The 19513-nt window shown below is 50.0% G+C and carries 14 protein-coding genes and 1 tRNA gene; 4 read left to right on the top strand and 11 right to left on the bottom strand.

Annotated elements, in window-relative coordinates; genetic code table 11:
• Complete coding sequence (gene lgt / locus AQULUS_RS10030; protein WP_148340014.1) at positions 1-789, top strand: prolipoprotein diacylglyceryl transferase; 789 nt, start codon at positions 1-3, stop codon at positions 787-789.
• On the top strand, positions 786-1580 hold the full coding sequence (locus tag AQULUS_RS10025) for a thymidylate synthase (RefSeq protein ID WP_148340013.1): 795 nt from the start codon (positions 786-788) through the stop codon (positions 1578-1580). Before lgt ends, AQULUS_RS10025 begins: the two co-directional genes overlap by 4 nt.
• Before the next feature lie 54 nt (positions 1581-1634).
• Here AQULUS_RS10025 and AQULUS_RS10020 read toward each other — a convergent pair whose 3' ends face one another.
• Together AQULUS_RS10020 and AQULUS_RS10015 are read right to left on the bottom strand one after the other, a co-directional pair.
• On the bottom strand, positions 1635-1859 hold the full coding sequence (locus tag AQULUS_RS10020) for a hypothetical protein (protein WP_148340012.1): 225 nt from the start codon (positions 1857-1859) through the stop codon (positions 1635-1637).
• Positions 1860-1912: 53 nt separating this feature from the next.
• Positions 1913-6655, bottom strand: coding sequence for a hypothetical protein (locus AQULUS_RS10015; RefSeq protein WP_148340011.1), 4743 nt, complete (start codon positions 6653-6655; stop codon positions 1913-1915).
• Positions 6656-6995: 340 nt separating this feature from the next.
• On the opposite strand from AQULUS_RS10015, the gene rnr reads away from it, so the two are divergent.
• On the top strand, positions 6996-9320 hold the full coding sequence (gene rnr, locus AQULUS_RS10010; protein WP_148340010.1) for a ribonuclease R: 2325 nt from the start codon (positions 6996-6998) through the stop codon (positions 9318-9320).
• A 186-nt stretch (positions 9321-9506) separates the two neighbouring features.
• Positions 9507-10253, top strand: a complete 747-nt coding sequence (rlmB, locus tag AQULUS_RS10005; protein ID WP_148340009.1) for a 23S rRNA (guanosine(2251)-2'-O)-methyltransferase RlmB — start codon at positions 9507-9509, stop codon at positions 10251-10253.
• Positions 10254-10327: 74 nt separating this feature from the next.
• Here the strand turns inward: rlmB and AQULUS_RS10000 are convergent, their stop codons facing one another.
• The 9 genes from AQULUS_RS10000 to lolB form a co-directional block, all read right to left on the bottom strand.
• Positions 10328-11098 (bottom strand): CvpA family protein, encoded by a 771-nt coding sequence (locus AQULUS_RS10000; RefSeq protein ID WP_148340008.1) that lies wholly within the window; start codon positions 11096-11098, stop codon positions 10328-10330.
• 225 nt (positions 11099-11323) lie between these two features.
• Positions 11324-12415, bottom strand: a complete 1092-nt coding sequence (ychF, locus tag AQULUS_RS09995) for a redox-regulated ATPase YchF (protein WP_148340007.1) — start codon at positions 12413-12415, stop codon at positions 11324-11326.
• A 21-nt stretch (positions 12416-12436) separates the two neighbouring features.
• The gene (gene pth, locus AQULUS_RS09990) at positions 12437-13024 is read right to left on the bottom strand and encodes an aminoacyl-tRNA hydrolase (RefSeq protein WP_148340006.1); all 588 of its coding nucleotides are present in this window, start codon (positions 13022-13024) and stop codon (positions 12437-12439) included.
• Positions 13025-13129: 105 nt separating this feature from the next.
• On the bottom strand, positions 13130-13813 hold the full coding sequence (locus AQULUS_RS09985) for a 50S ribosomal protein L25/general stress protein Ctc (RefSeq protein ID WP_148340005.1): 684 nt from the start codon (positions 13811-13813) through the stop codon (positions 13130-13132).
• 165 nt (positions 13814-13978) lie between these two features.
• Positions 13979-15889 carry a M10 family metallopeptidase C-terminal domain-containing protein gene (locus AQULUS_RS09980; protein WP_148340004.1) on the bottom strand — a complete coding sequence of 637 codons (1911 nt, stop codon included), beginning with the start codon at positions 15887-15889 and terminating at the stop codon, positions 13979-13981.
• A 153-nt stretch (positions 15890-16042) separates the two neighbouring features.
• Positions 16043-17335: an MFS transporter gene (locus AQULUS_RS09975; protein ID WP_232051874.1), complete on the bottom strand. Its 1293-nt coding sequence runs from the start codon at positions 17333-17335 to the stop codon at positions 16043-16045.
• A 222-nt stretch (positions 17336-17557) separates the two neighbouring features.
• The gene (locus AQULUS_RS09970; RefSeq protein ID WP_332066324.1) at positions 17558-18499 is read right to left on the bottom strand and encodes a ribose-phosphate pyrophosphokinase; all 942 of its coding nucleotides are present in this window, start codon (positions 18497-18499) and stop codon (positions 17558-17560) included.
• Positions 18500-18568: 69 nt separating this feature from the next.
• Positions 18569-18643: transfer RNA gene (locus AQULUS_RS09965), tRNA-Gln, on the bottom strand.
• Positions 18644-18871: 228 nt separating this feature from the next.
• On the bottom strand, positions 18872-19474 hold the full coding sequence (lolB, locus tag AQULUS_RS09960; protein WP_172622819.1) for a lipoprotein insertase outer membrane protein LolB: 603 nt from the start codon (positions 19472-19474) through the stop codon (positions 18872-18874).
• Between the last annotated feature and the right edge of the window lie 39 nt (positions 19475-19513).

Raw genomic sequence — 19513 nt, 5'->3', positions numbered from 1 at the left:
ATGTTGACGTATCCGGCAATCGATCCCGTCGCGTTTCATATCGCCTCCTGGCCTGTGTATTGGTACGGCCTCATGTATCTGATTGGTTTTCTGGCCGGCTGGGCGCTGCTTTCCCTGCGTACCCGTTATTCGCCGCGAGGTTTTACACAAGACCAGGTTTCGGATATCGCGTTTTATACCGCGTTGGGCGCTATCATCGGCGGCCGCCTGGGTTATATGTTTTTTTATGACTGGAAGGTTTTGTTTTCAGATCCGCTGTTGATTTTTCAAACCTGGAAAGGCGGCATGTCATTTCATGGCGGACTGCTCGGCGTCCTGATCGCGATGATGTTGTTCGCCCGCAAGGCGAAGAAGCCTTTTTTGGCGCTAACGGACTTTATTGCTCCTGTTGTGCCCATCGGATTGGGTGCGGGACGCATTGGCAATTTTATCAACGGCGAATTATGGGGCCGGATCACGGACGTCTCGTGGGGAATGATTTTCCCTCATGGCGGTCCCTTGCCGCGTCATCCCTCCCAGTTGTACGAATTTTCCATGGAGGGAGTGCTGCTGTTTCTTATCCTGTTTGTCTATTCCTGGAAGCCGCGTCCCTTGGGGGCGGTTTCCGGATTGTTTGCCTTGTTTTATGGCTTGTTCCGTTGCATAGCCGAATTTTTTCGCGAGCCCGATGCGCAAATCGGTTATCTTTTTGGCGGGATGACTGAGGGTCAGCTGCTTTCCATCCCGCTGATTCTGGCGGGTTTACTCCTGCTTTTGTGGTCTTACAAGAAAGGAAAAATGGTGACATGAGGCAATATCTCGAATATTTGCAGTATATTCTCGATCATGGTACGAGCAAGGTCGATCGTACCGGTGTGGGGACACTGAGTGTTTTTGGCTATCAGATGCGGTTTGATCTGAGAGAAGGATACCCTTTGGTCACGACGAAAAAACTTCACACTAAAAGCATCTTCCATGAATTGTTATGGTTTTTGCGCGGTGACACCAATATTGAGTATTTGCGGCAAAACGGTGTGAGCATCTGGAATGAATGGGCGGATGCAAATGGCGACCTGGGGCCGGTTTATGGCAAGCAATGGCGCCGCTGGCAGGCATACGACGGCCGCGTAATTGATCAAATGAGTGAATTGGTGCAGCAGATCAAGCAGAATCCCGACTCCAGGCGTCTGATTGTGAGCGCCTGGAATGTGGGTGAACTGGATAAGATGGCTTTGCCCCCCTGTCATCTCCTGTTCCAGTTTTATGTTGCAAACCGGGAGCTGTCCTGCCAGTTATATCAGCGTTCCGCCGACTCGTTTCTGGGCGTTCCTTTTAATATCGCCTCATATTCCTTGTTGACTCATATGATTGCGCAGCAATGCGATCTCGAGGTGGGAGATTTTGTCTGGACAGGCGGTGATTGTCACATTTACCTCAATCATCTCGAACAGGTGCGGCTGCAACTGACCCGCGCGCCTTATCCGCTGCCTCAGCTGCGATTTGTGCGCCGCCCGCCATCGCTGTTTGATTATGCCTTTGACGATATAGAGATTCTGAACTATCAGGCGCACCCGCACATCAAGGGCACGGTGGCGGTGTAAGGGCGCTTTGAACACCCTCTGTAAAACACGACCACTCTCGGAACCTGTGCCTATTTATTCCTCACAGTTTTCCCTGTCGTAAGTCCTTTGCTGCAGGGGTTCCTCGCTGGCCTGTATATTGGCTTCGCGGGTATTGCTGGTGGAACCGCTGAATACCATGCTGCTTTTCAGCATATTGCAATAGGCGCGCTTGGCCGCGGTCGGCGTCATGGATGAGCAGGAAGTCAAGCCGGCGGACAATAACAGGGCGCAGATGACCATGCGAAAAAGAGGTTTCATTCAGACAGGCTCCTTGAAAAGGATTTCCATTCATATTCTTACATTGTATTGCCTTATTCACTGGAAGGGAATATGGATTTTTTATTCTGACCGCGGTCATTGACAGGATGAAAATATTTTTCTGTGACGGCGCGCATTTCCCGCAGCAGTGAGATATATGGCCTGGCATTCGGAAGACGGGGATTGCTCTTGGGTTCAGTCATGAGTTGTTCCAGGCACGTTGAGACAAGAGAAATATTTTTTCCATCGATCAGGGTGCGCCCAAGCAGCGCGTAAAGGCTGATCAACCCCGCCATTCTGGCTGCGTCAGCGTCATGTTTGAGGGCGAATGTTTTCTTGAGTTCGGGCAGGGTGGTGAGTGCATTGATCCTGTTTTCATGAAACTCCGCATCATTGCAGTATTGTTTGAAAGAATCCAGTTGGTTTTTGTTGATAATATGCAGCAGGTATTTTTCGATTTTATGCATCAACTCCAGGGAGACTGCCTTGTAAACGCTGGTCATGAGCGGCTGGGCCGATTTTTCAAATTCAGTTCTGTCTTGCCATAAAAACCTGTTTTGCGTCGCTAGCTGTACTTTTCCCATTTGTTGATCCAGCGCCTGCATGGAGGACTGGATTTTTTCGATTTGAGGCAGGCGGCTGAGATAGGATTTGAGCAGTGAATGCTGATTTCTGGCTCTCGCCAGAATGGCATCAGAAACCTTGGCGAGAAGCCTGATCATGAAGTGAACGTATTGAACTTTCACATGCGGATTCAGGTTTTCGATAAGCAGTTTGTCGGCGCATGCGTTCCAGAGGCGGAGCAGATGTTTGTCTTTTACCCGCGCATCGATCAGCATCGAGTTGAAATCCCGGGATTCCGGCTTCACGGAGTCGACGCCGGCTTCCTTGATCAAGGACAGTTTGATCAGCTGATGCGTGCGGCTCTTGATCCGGGTCAGGTGCTTCGCGAATAAAAGCGCGTGCCGGAAATCGTTTTCTGACAGGAATGCTGCGTCTGGTTTGCGCGACAGTTTCTCGAGCTCTGCCACGCTGTTCTTTTCATCCAGGTGGTTGATCAGGGTATACCAATAGGGATTGTCCTCGAGATGTTTCAGATTGGCATTCAGCAGCAATAGTTTCATGTTATCCGACGCCAGGTAGCGCATCAAATTCGCCAGCGTGAAAAGTACCTGGAAATCCAGGGTGCTCTCGTGACGGGAAAGGATTATGTCAACGCGGCGCAGAATTTCATTGTCGAAAAAAGCCAGATACTGGTTGATGTTCTGGTCGGACAGAATTTGTTTACGTTCAATTTTTGTAATGGTCTGTATGATGGACAAAATCAGATTGTGCAATTCGACGTGGTTTTCTGATATGCCAAGCAGTGAAGATTGCTGTTTAATGACGGTGTGCATCTGATAATGAAGCTGGATCTTTTTTTTCATTTCGTCTATGCCGGATAAAAAGGTTTTTGCCTCCCGGTTGTTTCCGTAAATTGTGTAGAGCGAGGCGAGCGGTTTGACGCATGCAATGACTGTAAGCAGGTTTTTATATTCAAATCGGGTGATCTCCCGGGAGTCAAGATGATGGTTTGCCTCTATGAGATCTCTCAGCAGAAGACTGATTCTGTCAGTCAGGCGTTTGATGTTTTTTTCACCATAAAATTGCGTGTAAAATCGGACTTCCTTTTCGCGGTCGTCCGGTCGGCGGGTCTGCGCGTCCGCCAGTGCCTGTCCTAGCCATGCGGCGGAAAAATCGGCCGGGTTATCCAGGTAATGCAGGGTGTGGCGCAAGTGAAGCTCCTGTTTTTGTTCCTGTGAGCCGCAAACATGGACGACTTGTTCCAGCATGAACGACCATGTCTGGCCGGCAATCAGATGGTCGAGATAAGTTTTCAGATTGAAATGAGAATCGACGGGGGTCTTGATATCCAGTATGTGGTTTTCAATGGATATGCGGGAATTAAGAGTCGAGGTGAAAATTTCGAATAGAATTTTGGCTGCCCTGTCATCAATGCGGCCCGGTGCCGAGAGAGAAATCAATTCCAGGATTTTTTTCATCCGGTAGGCGTATACCGACTTTTCATCTCCGAATAATTCGATGATGGATGCCGCCGCCGGTTTCCAGGCGGCGGCTGCATCAGCCAGGCTGGACTGGATGACGGGAGCGAACTGGCGCCGTGCGGACTGAAGCATGCCCGAAATGACTGATTGTGAAGAATATTGCGAAAAAAACAGATAGTCGTCCGGATCGGCCTCCTGGCAGTGCAGGATGTAATCCAGGCGCCTTTTTGCAAAGCGCGTAATAATGCTGTTTTGGGCGGGAGTATTCAATTTCGCGAAGAGGCGCGTAAGCAGCGGCTCAAGATAAGGTGTCGTGCCGTCGTAGGTGTCAGCGAAGGCCGAGAGTATCTTGATCATGTCTTCATCCCCGCCCAGGCCGGCTATCAGGTCTTCTCCTGCCAGCGTGCTGATGTTGCTGAAATATTCCATATCGGGCTTTTCATTTTTTTCAACGCACCGTATGCAATATTGTTTGACCAGGGAAAGAATGGATTTGGACAGGGATTCAAGAATGATCTTTCTGCATTCGATGTTGGTAAAGAATTCATTGATGCGTGTTAAAAGCAAGGCGAGCCTGTTGACGCTAATGTTGTCGGCGTCGGGCAAATACAAATAACTCTTGATCATGAAGAAATCGTTGATCCTGGCCAGAATGCATCTTTCCAGTTCCGCTCTAAGTGATGCCAGTACATCCTTGCGTATCATCGGTTGTTTGATGTCGCGCTCACAATCCTGTCTGATATTATTAAACAGGGTTAATATTTCGTTATCGTCGAAATTGCCAAAATCAATATAGGGCGACAGCGCGCTGATTTTGAGCATCACATTTTTGACATAGGCGCAGATGGAAAATAAATATATTTGCTCTGTGGTCATTCCGGGTGTGATAGTGAATGCAGGGCTCCACTCTTCTCCATAGGTCTCTGCGATGTGTTGATGCCGTTTGACCGCGGTGGCCAGGCTGTCCTGGGTGAGCGACGGTGATTCAAGAATGTTAACCAGCAGATGCAGCAAGCCGGCTTCATTTTCCTCATGCAGTTTTTTCGCAGAGTCGGAAACTTTTGCCAGCGCTTTTTTCAGAGATGAATAATCTTTATCGTTTTTTTTCGGGGAAATGTATGGAATGAATTCAATGATATTGTTGATTTGTTCGGGCGTGAGGTCATGATTGGACAGAATCAGGTGTTTTATCCTGCTGGCGAGCGCCAGGAACAAGTCAGATCCGGAATGGTAGTGTTCATGCGGGAAATTCCTGAAAAACAGCCTGGCTTGCCTGATCTGATCCAGCGCGCATGAAAGGGTTTCTGCATTCAGCCGGGCGCCGCTTAATATGTGATCCGTCAAGTCGCTGACCAGGCTTTTGACTTCGATCTCAAATTTGATGCTTAATTCTTCCAGGAAGCGCGCATAAACCTTATTCTGGTCCTGTATGCTCTTTATCAACAGGTCACGCAGGGCGCCGGGTTTTTGTCCGGCAATACGTCGTTCTTCCTGTGCCATGTATTTCATGAGCGACTTGAGTTTGTTCAGAACGAAACCTTTATCCTCGAGCTTTCCCTGTTTCAGGGCGTTGGATGCCAGGCGGACATCTTGATGGGCTTCTTCAATCAGGAGCGGTAAGGTGTTTGCGCTGAAAAGGAACACCGGGTAAGCGCGCAAGCCTGTCAATGTGTTCTCATCTTCGCACATGCTTTTCCAGTGACGGGGAATGTTCTGCATGCGAAACTGTCGGAGATTATACAAGATGGATTTTTCAGAGGGATTATCTTCACAGTATTTGTTAATCACTTTTAAAAAATCCGCCATCAATCCGGGCGTGAGACTGCGCCTGGCATCCGGCTTTTTCCCGGTTCCCAGAATGTTGATGCCGCATTGGTCTTTGATCATGCCGCAGACGTGCGTAATCAGATCATCCATTTTAATGTCATGGTAATACTCCGCACATGCCAGTCTGAAATACATGGATTGGACGGCGGATTTTTTTAACTTTTTAACTTCATAACGAAGAAAGCCCAGATAATTCCTGATAGCGGGATGCCATTTCTTGGTTTGCGAATTTTGGGGATCCAGGGCCTCGTTCAGCCATCCTTCTATCTTGCGGATAAAATTCTGATAGAATTCCAGCAGTTTTTCACTGGAATAGCCGCAAAAAAACTGATGGGATATCCAGTCGTTTTTTATGTCAATCAGATGGTGAATTTTGCTTCGCGCCGCCTGATCTTCCTCGTGCTTTTTTCCGCTGTCATTAACAATCATATCCGTCATGTTTTCCCAAAGCTCGAGCTTTTTTAATGAATCCTGGTTGGCGCTCCACCATTCTATGACATGATTTAGAGGAAGCAGGGCTTTTTCATTGGCGACAACTTTTTTGATGGCTTCCATGGAGACGTCGCCCTTTTGCCTGAGCATTTTGAATTCCCTTACTTCCTGGATCAGGCGGTGTAATTCGCGAACCTGTTTTTCATCCAGTCCGGGAAGCATATTGAAACGGGCCATGATGTCTATGAATTGGTTATGCAGTCTGACCAGTTCCGTGAGCAAGGGATCTTTGGCGAAAGTCTTTCTGATTTCTTCCTGTTGGCTATAGTCAAGACGGGTTTTTTGCGACTGTTCAGCGTATTGAATCACTTGCTCCGCATCCAGCCGGTTGATTTCGACTTCATGAATCAGGCATGTCTGGGTATTTGCAGCTTCATTTTGCGTGCCCTGAGGCTGAGTGTGACGGGAGTGAGTCAGCATTGATCTGTTCATGTGAAACCCTCCTGGTTGTATTGTCCGTCTTGAATGCGGACAAGGTGCGATGGTGTGTTCCCCGGAGCGTGCTAAGGATGAAGTCACCTTTTTTGATTGTTTTGTTTTATACAGGATAGCTGGTCATCAATTAAAGAAAGCTTAAATTGGCGCATATAGGTTGAATATTGATCATCCGCTGACCTATATTCCCGTCAATGTTGGATATTTCCTCTATAATGATTGCAATGATTTGTGTTACCGCTTATTCTCCTCTAGTAAGTGAGAAATTTTAGAACACAATTCGGGTATTAAGGAATGTTTGAAAAGGAGAGCCTTAGGGCTAGCATAGGTTTTATTGATGTCAAAGATTAACAATAAGAAAGATCCATTTGCAGAAAGGGAATCTCAAAAATACGAGAACCCTATTCCCAGTCGGGAGTTCATCCTGGAATATCTCGCCGAAAGAGGCCGCCCCGCAACACAGCGGCAAATTGAGCAAGAGCTGAATCTGACAACTTCCGAATCACAGGAAGCCTTGCGCCGCCGTCTGATTGCCATGTGCCGGGACGGGCAATTATTGAAAAACCGCAAGAGCGCGTACGGACCGCTGGAAAGCATGGAATTAATTGCCGGGCGGGTGATAGGCCATAAAGATGGCTTCGGATTTGTTGAGCCCGACACAGGCGGAGAAGATTTGTTTCTGAGTCCCAGGCAGATGCGCACAGTGTTTCATGGAGACCGTGTGCTTGCCAGGGTGTCTAATGTTGATACCCGCGGCCGCCGGGAAGCGATGATTGTAGAAGTGCTGGAACGCCATACTCAGCAGATTGTGGGACGGTTTTATGCGGAATCAGGAACTGCTTTCGTGGAATCCGCAAATCAGCGCATTACCCAGGATATATTGATACCGCCCGATGAGCAGAACGGCGCAAAGCATGGCCAGATTGTGGTCGTGGCGATTACAGATCAGCCGACCCAGTATACGCGTCCCCTGGGCAAAATTATTGAAGTCCTGGGCGATCATATGGCGCCCGGCCTGGAAATTACCGTTGCGATACGCAACCACGAGCTTCCTTACATATGGCCGGATGATGTGCTGCTTGAGGCATCGCGTTTCGCGCCGCATGTCACGGAAGACGCCCTGGATGGACGTGAAGATTTACGTCATCTGCCTTTTGTCACCATTGATGGTGAGGATGCGAAGGATTTTGATGATGCTGTTTATTGTGTTCCGCGCGAAAATGGCGGATGGATGCTTTATGTCGCAATCGCTGATGTCAGTCATTATGTAAAACCCGGCACAGCGCTGGACAAGGAAGCTTATAACCGCGGAAATTCGGTGTATTTCCCCGGTCGCGTTATTCCCATGCTTCCTGAAACCTTGTCCAATAATTTGTGTTCCTTGATGCCTGATGTCGATCGTTTGGCAATGGTCTGTGAAATGAGTATTCATCCAACAGGCCGCATCATGAAATACCGTTTTTGTAATGCCGTGTTCAAGTCTCATGCCCGGCTGACATATAACCAGGTTCACGCCATGATGGAAAAAAATGACAGGCGCATGCGCGAACGTTTTACCCAGCATGTTCCCTATCTTGAGCATCTGTACGATTTGTTCCGTGTCTTGCAAAAATCCCGAAAGGGGCGCGGCGCCATTGATTTTGACCTGCCCGAGACCAAGATCGTGTTTGGCAAGGACCGCAAGATAGAAAAAATTGTTCCCTATGAGCGGTTTGATTCGCATCGTGTTATTGAAGAATGTATGCTGTGCGCGAATATCTGCGCGGCTCGCTTTCTGGAAAAGCATAAACAGCCCGGTCTTTATCGCGTTCATCAAGGGCCCACGGAAGAAAAACTGGAAAATTTGCGCCGTTTCCTTAATGAAATCGGCTTGAGCATGCCGGGGCATCGTGAGCCCGTCCCTGGCGATTATGCGCATATCTTGCGTGTGATCCAGGATCGTCCGGACGCTCACATGATACAGACACTTTTACTGCGCTCGATGAGCCAGGCTATTTACAGTCCTGATAATCGGGGGCATTTCGGGTTGGCGTATGATGCCTACGCGCATTTTACCTCGCCCATCCGCCGTTATCCTGACTTGCTGGTGCACAGGGCAATCAAGCATATTCTGACCTACAAGAAACCCAGCGCCAATGAGGCCGAGCTGGTGCGCGCAGGCGAACACTGTTCCATGACCGAACGCCGGGCAGACGACGCAACGAATGAAGTGACTGACTGGCTGAAGTGCGAATTCATGATGGACAAGGTTGGCAAGGAGTATGATGGTGTCATATCGGGTGCGATGAGTTTCGGGGTGTTTGTCGAGCTCGCGGAAATTTATGTGGAAGGTCTGGTGCATATCAGCGCCTTGCCAGAAGATTACTATCAGTTTGATCCTGTCAAACATGTATTAATGGGCGAGCGTTCCGGGCGGCGTTTTGGCCTGGGTGATCCGATTAAAATCCGGGTAGCCCGCGTGGATCTGGATCAGCGTGAAATTGATTTTGTGCTGGCGGAAGATGTCCGTGAAATGGCAGCAGGCAAGGGCCGTGGAAAAACTGCCAAGCGGAGAAATGAAAAAAAGCCACGCGGCGGCAGAGGAAGCGAAGCTCCGCGCGGCAGAAAGAAAAGTGAGCAGGGCGAGAGCGTAAAAAAGAAAAAGAAGAGAAGACGAAGATAATCCTCCTCTGGCGTTGTCTGACCAGGAATGTGCCGGCGTAACACTTGTATTGCTGTTTTCAGTCTGTCTGAAGTCATGATAGGTTTTCTTGCGTCATCAAGCCTTCTGAATAAAATGGGGATAATCAGGGTGAATGCGGTTCGACCTGAAATGCGAGGTTCCTTTTGGGAGTAAAATGAAAACGCCATGAGTGCAAGCAAACAATATCTATTCGGGCTTCATGCAGTTGAAGCCTTGCTGCAAAATCAGCCTGAGCGAGTGATCCGCTTGTGTGTGTACCAGGATCGTCAGGATAAAAAATTGGGTGAATTGGTGGCGGCTGCCAAAAGGCTGGGGGTACCGGTTGACCTGGTTTCGCGCAAGGAGCTGGATAGAATGACTTCTGAGGCAAACCATCAGGGCGTGGCCGCATTTTGCACCCGGGCCCGCGCTTATGAGGAGAGTGATTTGAAGCGCTTGCTGCAGAGTCTGGGCGTTCCGCCGCTGGTGCTGGTACTCGATGGTGTGCAAGACCCGCATAATCTGGGCGCTTGTTTTCGGTCCGCCGACGCCGCAGGCGTGCATGTCATCATTGCGCCCAAAGACAAAGCAGTGGGTGTGACACCGATTGTGAGCAAGGTCGCAAGCGGAGCGGCGGAAACTGTGCCATTTGTGCAGGTGACCAACCTGGTGCGGGCGCTGGAAGCATTAAAGGAACTGGGTATCTGGATTTATGGCGCGTCGGGTGATGCGGCTCAGTCGCTGTATCAAACTGATTTGACCGGGCCGGCTGCCATCGTTTTGGGCGCGGAGGGTTCAGGGTTGCGCAGGTTAACCCGCGAACACTGTGACATGCTGCTGCAAATACCCATGCGCGGATCCGTTTCCAGTTTGAATGTGTCCGTCGCAGCTGGAGTATTTTTGTTTGAGGCGGTGCGTCAGCGGAGCGGGTAAGCGCCTTATTGGCGAAACAAAGTGATGATTGTTCGGGATGCATTAGGTTAAATGAAATCACTGAAAGCCATGCCTCACGGGCTTGACGGCGCGACACCTGAGGGACTGCCCGGCCCGGGGCCGAATTGTCCGCCTGGGAAGGTTTGGGTTGAGGGATTGATCGCTGAGCCGTTTTGGCCTGCCGGCGCGGGTTCGGTGATGTCTTCGGGTTTGCTTAAGACCTTATAAAGCTGTTCCGGTTTGATGTTTTGTTTCATATAGAGTTCATGGTATTTCTCAACATCTTGCGAGCTGATCAGTTTGTCCAGGAACAGGGTTTGTGAAGAAAACAAGCCTGCAAAATATGAACCGGAAACCAGACGGCTGTCAAAACCAGGGTTCAGGTGAATGGCAAGTATGGACAGGAAAAGAAGGTTAATGATATACCCGCGTGTCAGGCCTAGCGCCCCGCCCAGTTTGCGGTTGATCACCGCGGTGGCAAAGCCATACGCTTCAAGAAAGCCTGTCATGCTGAGCCCGGCCTCGCAGGCGGAAAATGTTCCGACGAAACACACCAGCATGCTGATGGTATAGCCTAGTTGGTTAAGCAAATCCACTGTCAGCGGACCAGCATCAATAGCCTGCATGAAATTTTGCATAAATGTATTATTCACGACGCCTTCGATCAGAGGGGATGAGTTGATCAGGTTGGCCAGGGGCACAGTGAATCTGATGGTAACTATCAGTGCGGCGCTGAGACACATCAGGGAAATAGCTTCCCTTGATCCGCCGCGCACCATCCCGAGTACAGTATTGACGACCAATATGATGAAAATAAGAAAATCCAGTCCATTCCAGCCGCTCATGTATTCCTATAGTCCTTTCTGAGTGAGTAGAAATAAGCCACTCCATACCATAACATGAAATGAGTACAGCTTCTAGCGTCTGGCGATGAGAGCAGCGGTGTGATCATATTAGAATATCCCATCATGAGACTGTCCAGCAGTGTAAGAAATTCTGGCGGGCTGGATACCCGTTTGTGAAGAACCGGGTTTGGAGCTGGAATTCATGATGCGGGCCTTTTATGAGCATTACACATTAAAACGAAAATGCATGATGTCGCCGTCTTTTACGATATATTCCTTGCCCTCCAGGCGCCATTTCCCTGCCTCCTTGGCGCCTTGCTCGCCGCCAAAGCGGATAAAATCTTCATAGGAGATGACTTCGGCACGGATAAAACCTTTTTCGAAATCTGTATGGATGACCCCCGCTGCCTGAGGCGCGGAATCGCCGACGTGAATCGTCCACGCGCGGACTTCCTTTTCACCGGCGGTAAAATACGTTTCAAGATTTAAAAGTTTATATGCGCTATGAATCAGGCGGTTCAATCCGGGTTCTTCCAGATTTAATTCGGCAAGAAAGATTTCCTTTTCTGTATCATCGAGCTCGGCAATCTCGGCTTCAATGGCGGCGCATATCACCACGACTTGTGCTTTTTCGCTTTCGGCAATTTTTCTGACTTCGTCCAGCAGCGGGTTGCTGGTGAATCCGGTTTCAGAAACATTGGCAGCGTACAAGGTAGGTTTGAGCGTCAAAAGATGCAGCGAATTCAGCAAGGGTTTTTCTTCCTTGGTGAAATCCAGAGCGCGCGCCGGTTTCCCCTGGTCCAGCTGCTTTTTGATCCGCTCAAGCAGGCCCAGCTCGATAAGGGAGGCTTTATCTCCGGATTTTACGCCTTTTTGCACCCGCTGGATGGCGCGGTCCACGGTTTCCAGGTCGGCGAGGGCAAGCTCGGTATTGATGACTTCGATATCCTGCGCCGGAGAAACCTTGCCGGCGACATGCGTGACATTGGAATCTTCAAAGCAGCGTACCACTTGTACGATGGCGTCGGTTTCGCGTATGTGTGACAGAAACTTGTTTCCCAGGCCTTCTCCCTGAGAGGCGCCTTTGACAATGCCGGCGATATCAACAAATTCTACGGTCGTGGGAAGTATGCGTTGAGGCTTGACGATTTCTGCGATTTTATCCAGGCGGGGATCGGGTACGCCCACAATACCCACATTGGGTTCAATGGTGCAGAAAGGATAGTTGGAAGCGGCAACGCCTGCTTTGGTCAGGCAGTTGAACAAGGTTGACTTGCCCACATTGGGCAATCCGACAATCCCGCATTTTAAACCCATAAAAACGTTCCTCGAGTTGAGTTAGAGTGGAGTTTCCGTGTGTAACTTTAGCATCGCTTTTTGAATGTCACCGCGCAGGATTAACGGCAGTGCCTCTTGGGCGCGCAACAGCGCGTCATCAATTTTATGCCTCTCCGCTTTTGACGGCGGATCCAGCACATAATCTGCCACGTCCTTACCATGGGAGGGACGCCCTACGCCTATGCGCAAGCGGTAAAACTGTTTCGTGCTCAAATGCCTGATAATGTCTTTCAAACCGTTATGACCGCCGTCGCCGCCGTCAAACTTCAGTTTGATGACGCCTGCAGGTAAATCAATTTCATCATGTGCGATCAGCACAGTATCGGCAGGGATCTTGTGATAACTCATGCAGGCGCGCACCGATTGGCCGCTCAGGTTCATGAAGGTGGAGGGAATGAGCAGATGACAGGTTTGGCCATGCAGCTGTACCAAGCCGTGCAGCCCGTGGTATTTGGCTTCCATACGCAGTGACGTATTCAACTGGTTTGCGATGGCTTCTATGAACCAGGCGCCAGCGTTATGGCGGGTTTGCTCATATTCTTTTCCCGGATTCGCTAATCCAACGATTAATTGAATGGGCTGCGTCACGGGATCTCCTGGAAGTCGCAAGATCAGACAAGGCGGTTTTCATGACCGCCTTGCAGTTGAAAGTTAAATTTTATTCTCCGCGGCAGACCGCGGAGATTTTTATATTTATTTTTCTTCACCTTCGGCTTCTTCACCTTTCTGCGCTATCGCAGGCACTTCAGAAGGCGCTGGAGCTTCGGTTTCTTCAACGACGGGTTCTTCTTCCACGCGCGGCATGTGCACGGAAACGACCGGCTTGTCATCATCATGGCTGAGCGCGACAATTTCTACCCCTTTTGGCAACTTGATATCAGACAGGTGCAGAATCTGGTTCAGCTGCATTTCTGAGATGTCTACTTCAATGAATTCCGGCAAGTCATCCGGCAGGCAGGCGATTTCAACATCACTCATGATGTGGGATACCAGGCCGCCCGCGTCTTTTACGCCCGGGGCCTTGTCGGCGCCGACAAAGTGCAAGGGAATATGCATGTGCAGCTTTTCATCCGCGCGCACGCGCTGAAAATCCACATGGGTAACGCGGGGTTTGTAGGGATGGCGCTGAACATCTTTCAAAATGACGCGTTCCGATTCGGAACCGGTTTTCAAGGTCAGGATATGAGAATAAAATGCTTCATTTTCAAGAGACTTGGCGACATGCTTATGTTCGAACGTCAGGGCAACGGGAGCTTTTCCACCACCATAAATAACGCCAGGAACTTTTTGTTCACGACGCAGGCGGCGGCTCGCACCTTTCCCCATATCGTGGCGAACAGTAGCTTCGATTTCAAACTTTTGCTTCTTCGATGCCATTGTTTAAACTCCACTTTATAAGTAATTGATAATAAGAACAGACCCGTTCCCGCGACCAGGAAAGGGATCGCATATTTTACACAGTCTGCAGGAATGTTCAATGAGCCCGCATGGCCGGGGATGTTCATTGAATGCTTTCGCGTCGCCTGGCTATCTTCCGGCAGGCTAGGCGCAGAGGGTTTTATCGGTACTGACCGGCTGACTGGGGGTGTTGATTTTTTGCTGACGGCAAGAGTTTTCAATGGACGACTTGATCATGTTTCCGGCCCACATCGTAAACAGACTGCCGGCAAATCCTCCCGCGAAGGAAACGGCTGTGCGTGCCAGCCCCAGCGGCGTCATGTTTTGAAACAGAGCGATGCCGCCTGTTACCGCCAAGCCTGCGTATTGAGCAAACGTGTCATCGAAACTGAGAGATTTTAATAGTTCTGTTGTTAATATTCCGGGCCCATTGGTCAGGATGGCACAGTTATAGATGATGTATAGTGAATAGAGCAGCCGCTTGGCAAGATAAATCGAGAAGTCACTGCAGCGATAATAGCGCATCGCTTCTTCCGAAAGGGATTCAATGAATGCGAGAGCCGCGCCGGCCTGAAAGGCGTCAAAGAAATCTGAACATAATTGCCCAGGCAGGACGGCCAGAATATCACGCATCATGGATTGACTGGACGGCAGGGCGGTTGCGGATTCCTGGCCGGGTGAACCGGCAGGAATAATCTGTTTATCTACCTGCACGGTGTCATTGCGCATCTGATCGGCAGATACATTGAACAGCGTGATGGAGTTGTGACTGTCGAAATCCAGCCGGGTGGCATTCTGACGGCATGAAAGGGAGGTCCCGTCAAGGTGGGGCATTTCCACCGGTTTCCATGCAAGTGTCTGCCCCGGTTGTGCTGCAAGCACAATCTGATCACGCTGAGGATTAAAACCGGAGACTGTGTCTCTGCCGCTGTGCAAGGGATCGATTATCAGCGTGGTATGCTGTGATGAAGTGACATCAACGTGATTGTCCAGTTCATTCAGAAAAATAATGTTTCTGCCATGCCCGCCTGTTACATCCTCGATTTGAATATTGGGTGTCATGACATAGCCGTCAGGCAGGATGGATCGCCCATAGCGTCTGATATCAAGGGTCACATCCGCACAAATGGAACTCGCGCTTAACCTGTCTCTTCCGCCGGCATCCCAGGGCAGGCTTGCAATGGTCTTGTACATGGCGCTTGCGGATTCAGCAGGAATATAGTCTTTTAGCAGGTAAACATCGTTGCCTGTGCGGGCTGCCATGTTTTTCCCATAAAGATATTGTGCGGCATCCATATCCGCAGGCATGGGAGTGACGGAAATCAATGTCTTGTTGCCCAGGGGTTCGATTTCATTCTCATACGCCATGACTGTGTAACTGGTGGTATTCTGATAGGCGCAGGGGGCAATATGAGGAGGATCAAAGGGATGCGTCAGGCTGATCATGGTGTGGCCGGTTTCATGAAATACCAGATGGTGCACCGGTGAGGTCCAGTTACTGCGTGCCAGAGAATCCAGATAATTCTGGTTGAAACCAATGCCTGTTGTGTAACTGCCCTGACTATGGCCCATCTGGCCATAACCCGCCACGACAGGAGTGTGATTGTCCGCATGAGTAAACCCGAAAATGGGAAGAGGGTGAGTTCCTTCGCCTTGTCTGAACTGCAGGTTCACCGTGTTTTGCCACCAGCGCAGACTGTTTGTCACAATTGCTGCGGTTTCGGGGCTCAATTTCGTCAAGGCTATGCTGCGGTTGACATAAGCAGGCTGGGCATCCATCAGGATTTGCGCTGCCTTGGGGTCATTGGGTAATTTGAAGGTATAATGGATGATTGAAAATGGCGGCCAGGCAGTTTCGCGGGAGACCAATATTTTCACTTGCACAGGCGCAGCGGCCCAGCGGATGTCAAAAATGGGGAGCGTTGTCCGGGCAGAGGAGAGTGTTACACAGGAAGCTCTGATAAGTAATGATTCGTGCCCCTCTTCTTCGTGATTGTCCTCGTCATTCTTAACAGAATTGTTGTGGACATCAGGATTGTTTACCAGACGTAACATAAACCACCCTCGTTTAATAATAGTTATATGGCAATATTATGCAGAATATTTATTTCCGCATCAATTTTGGTCTTGTTCAGGTGGCTTATTCAGTCGTTCGCGTGCAGACGCAATCCGGGTTTTCTGGCTGAGGTTGACTTGCCGGGATACTGACTATGGCAGGAATTCCTGGCTGGCATCCGCAGGTATCGTGTTCTTTTCGCTGCCTTTGAAAAGCAGTTTCATCAACAGGGCGGACAGGGTGAGTCCTGCCGCAGATAGCACAAGGGGGATGCGGATGTCCAGGTTGGCCAGCATGGCAACGAGAATCCCGTTTATCCCGAATGCAAATGCCATGATGGAGCCGGTAATTCCCATGACCCAGCCTTGGGATTTTTCATCGACCTGGTTGGAAAACAGGGTGAGGATAGTGGAATAGGCGATAGCCATGGCGATGGCAAGGGGGATAATATAAAACCAGACGAAATGAATGTCTGGTGCGGCCAGTGTCAGCGCGCTGGCGATCGCGGCAATCAGCGCGCCGCCCATGGTGCACTGTCTGAGTGAAAAATAACGTGTGCAGCGCTCGACCAGCAGGCCGGTGCCGATTCCAAAGCCTGCGCCCATCACCCCCATATAGATACCGGTTTGCAGGGAATTAAAGTGATAAACATGTAATAAAAACATGGGAATGAAGGAGTAAAAACTGCTCCAGCCGAAAATCATGACTAACAGGATGATGGATAATTCCCTGACTTTTTCATGAGTGAAGGCGGAGACAAAAATTTCCAGGGAGTGGCTCAATTTGAACCGGAGTTTTTCTGTTCGCGTGAAGGTTTCCCTGAAAAAAAGCTGCAGCAAAACAGCGTTGATGAGCGAGATGGCGGCTGCGAAATAAAACGGTGTGGCATAGTTGAAAGAAGATGACAAGTCCTGATCGGACAGGACGCCTCCGGCGAGAGGCCCGAACACAAAGCCCATGGAAATGACGAACAGCATCAAGCCCAGGTTCCTGGCTTTATGTTCGCTGGAACTGATATCAACGATGGCAGCTTGCGCAATCGATTGACTGCCTGCGGTGAAGCCGGCAATGATGCGGCCCACGATTAACAGCGTAAGGCTTTGGAAGATTACGGACAGGGCGGAAAGCAGGTATCCGAATACAGCGCCGATCAGGCATATCATGAGCGCTCTCTTTCGGCCCATCTGGTCGGACAGGTCGCCCAGGATGGCTGCGCCAAAAAACCAACAAAACATGTAAATCGCTATGGTCAGGCCAAAAATGATATTACGCATGCTGGCGCTAATTTGCCCGGATACGAAGTGTGCATTAGGGTCAACGACCAGCGCGTTCATGATAGGGAAAACCAGGCCTAGTCCCATGCTGTCAATAAAGAGCACGAGAAACAATGGCGCGGCCGCAAGAAAGAAACGGCTGCGTTGAGTGTGAATCTGATGGTTCATCATGCCAAGAGTCTCTGAAAAAAAATGTTTAATACCAAGATGATTAAGATTAAATAGCTATCCAAAGTGAGAAGAACGGGAGCGTAGCAAAAGTCCAGCAGGCGCTATCCGGTTTCAGTAGATCCAGCAGCCGCTTCGGGTTTCTCTTTGACTTTGAGCGGATTTCCTCTAGATCATACACGAGAAAGATTAAAAAAAAATTAGCAGTGCAGGCTTTCTCCCGGATTAATCCAGAAACATACGGCTTAATGATCCCGCGCCGCTGATCCGGCGTATGGCTTCGGCAATGGTATGGCTTAGGCTGATGCAGCGTATTCGCGAACATTCTCGGGCATCTTTACCCAGCGGAATCGTGTCAGTCACCACTAGTTCGTCCAGCATGGAATTATTAATATTTTCAATAGCCTGTCCGGAAAGGACCGGGTGGGTCACATAGGCGGCAACCTTTGAAGCGCCATGGTTTTTCAAGGCTTCAACGGCGCGGCACAAAGTGCTGGCTGTGTCGACTATGTCATCCACAATGATGCAATCCCGGTTTTTTACATCGCCAATGATATGCATGACTTGCGCTTCGTTTGCGCGCGGGCGGCGTTTGTCTATAATCGCCAGATCCGCTCCGTTGGCGAAATGCTTGGCGATGGCGCGGGCGCGCACAACGCCTCCCACATCCGGTGAAACGACCATGACATTATCGTTATTATATTGCTGGTGCATGTCTTCTATCATGATGGGGGTGCTGTAAAGGTTGTCGACCGGCATATAGAAAAAGCCCTGGATTTGGTCGGCATGCAAATCGACGGTTACCAGGCGGCTGATGCCGACGGCAGCCATCATGTCGGCAACAATTTTTGCCGTAATAGGCACACGGGCCGAGCGTACACGCCGGTCTTGCCGGGCGTATCCAAAATAGGGAACCACGGCGGTAATTTTGGCTGCAGAAGCTCTGCGCAAGGCATCTGAAAGCAGAATCAGCTCCATCAGGTTGTCATTGGAAGGAGCGCAGGTTGACTGGATAACAAAGACATCGCGGCCGCGCACGTTTTCCTGGATTTCAACCATGGTTTCGCCGTCGCTAAAGCTGCCGACATAGGCTTTGCCGATAGACAGGTTTAGATGAGCTGCAACCCGGGCTGTTAATTCCTGGCTTGCGTTACCGCTAAAAATCATTATTTCTGGCACAGTGTTATCCTTAGACAAATCGATCTTTTGCGAAGAGCGTGTTTTATTTTCTGAATTTGGCTGGGGTGCTAGGATTCGAACCTAGGAATGCCGGGATCAAAACCCGGTGCCTTACCGCTTGGCTACACCCCAACGTCTTGGCAACATGACATCGAAAATTTACGGAAGCGCTATTTTGCTGAGAGAGCACATGAGTGTCAATGGGAGAATGGCCATCTTTACTGGAAATGCAAAATCCCCTGCGGAAGATGGGGTGCGCTCATTGAACTGCGCCATTGTTGATGATGGCGCAGTTCTTCAAGGAGCATGTGCGAATAATATTTTCGCCGCCCAATACGCGGGTGCCGGGCCTGGTGAGTATCAGGCGCGCAGTTTCCATTGATAAATGACAATTTTTACACGCAGCGCGGATGAGGTAATTGACATGCGCTCAGGCAAGTCAACGCCGCCGGCATTGGTGTAGCCTAGATATTCCACATTCCATCCCTGCTGTGCCAGTGCGGTCAATCGTCCGTATTTATCAAAATGTGTGCTTGAGGCCAGACCGGGAACAGGCAGACCCCGGACCCAGTATTTCATGTTTGAAACAGGCAGGTGGAAACCCCAGCGAGACGCAAGCAATTGTTCCGGCGAGGCTGCGCTGTAACTTTTCCCATCGGAGGTTTGCAGGGTGACCCGGCCTGGATGTCCTGACAGCCGCATGCCGCTTGAGCCCAGCGGGCCAGTCAGCGAGATTGTATAACTGCGTGTGTTCTGGGCCCAGTCCACCGTGGCGCTTCCTGAATCCTGCCGTGTCTGCACACCGATTTTGCCGTTTAACCACCAGCTTTGGATCCGGTTTAGGGCAATTTGCCGGTCTTCCCAGGTGGCTTTGGGGGCGGCGGGGGCGGCAGGCGGGGGGGTTATATTTGAACAGCTGGTCAGTAAGGCGGTGAGCAGCGAAATCCATATTATGCGCTTCAATGTTAATATCCTTTGTTTTTCCATAAGGTTTAAGCATAA

This window comes from Aquicella siphonis (genome assembly GCF_902459485.1).
Lineage (GTDB): Bacteria > Pseudomonadota > Gammaproteobacteria > DSM-16500 > DSM-16500 > Aquicella > Aquicella siphonis.
Note: the sequence above shows the minus strand (reverse complement) of the source record. Positions and strands in the feature narration are given on the sequence as shown.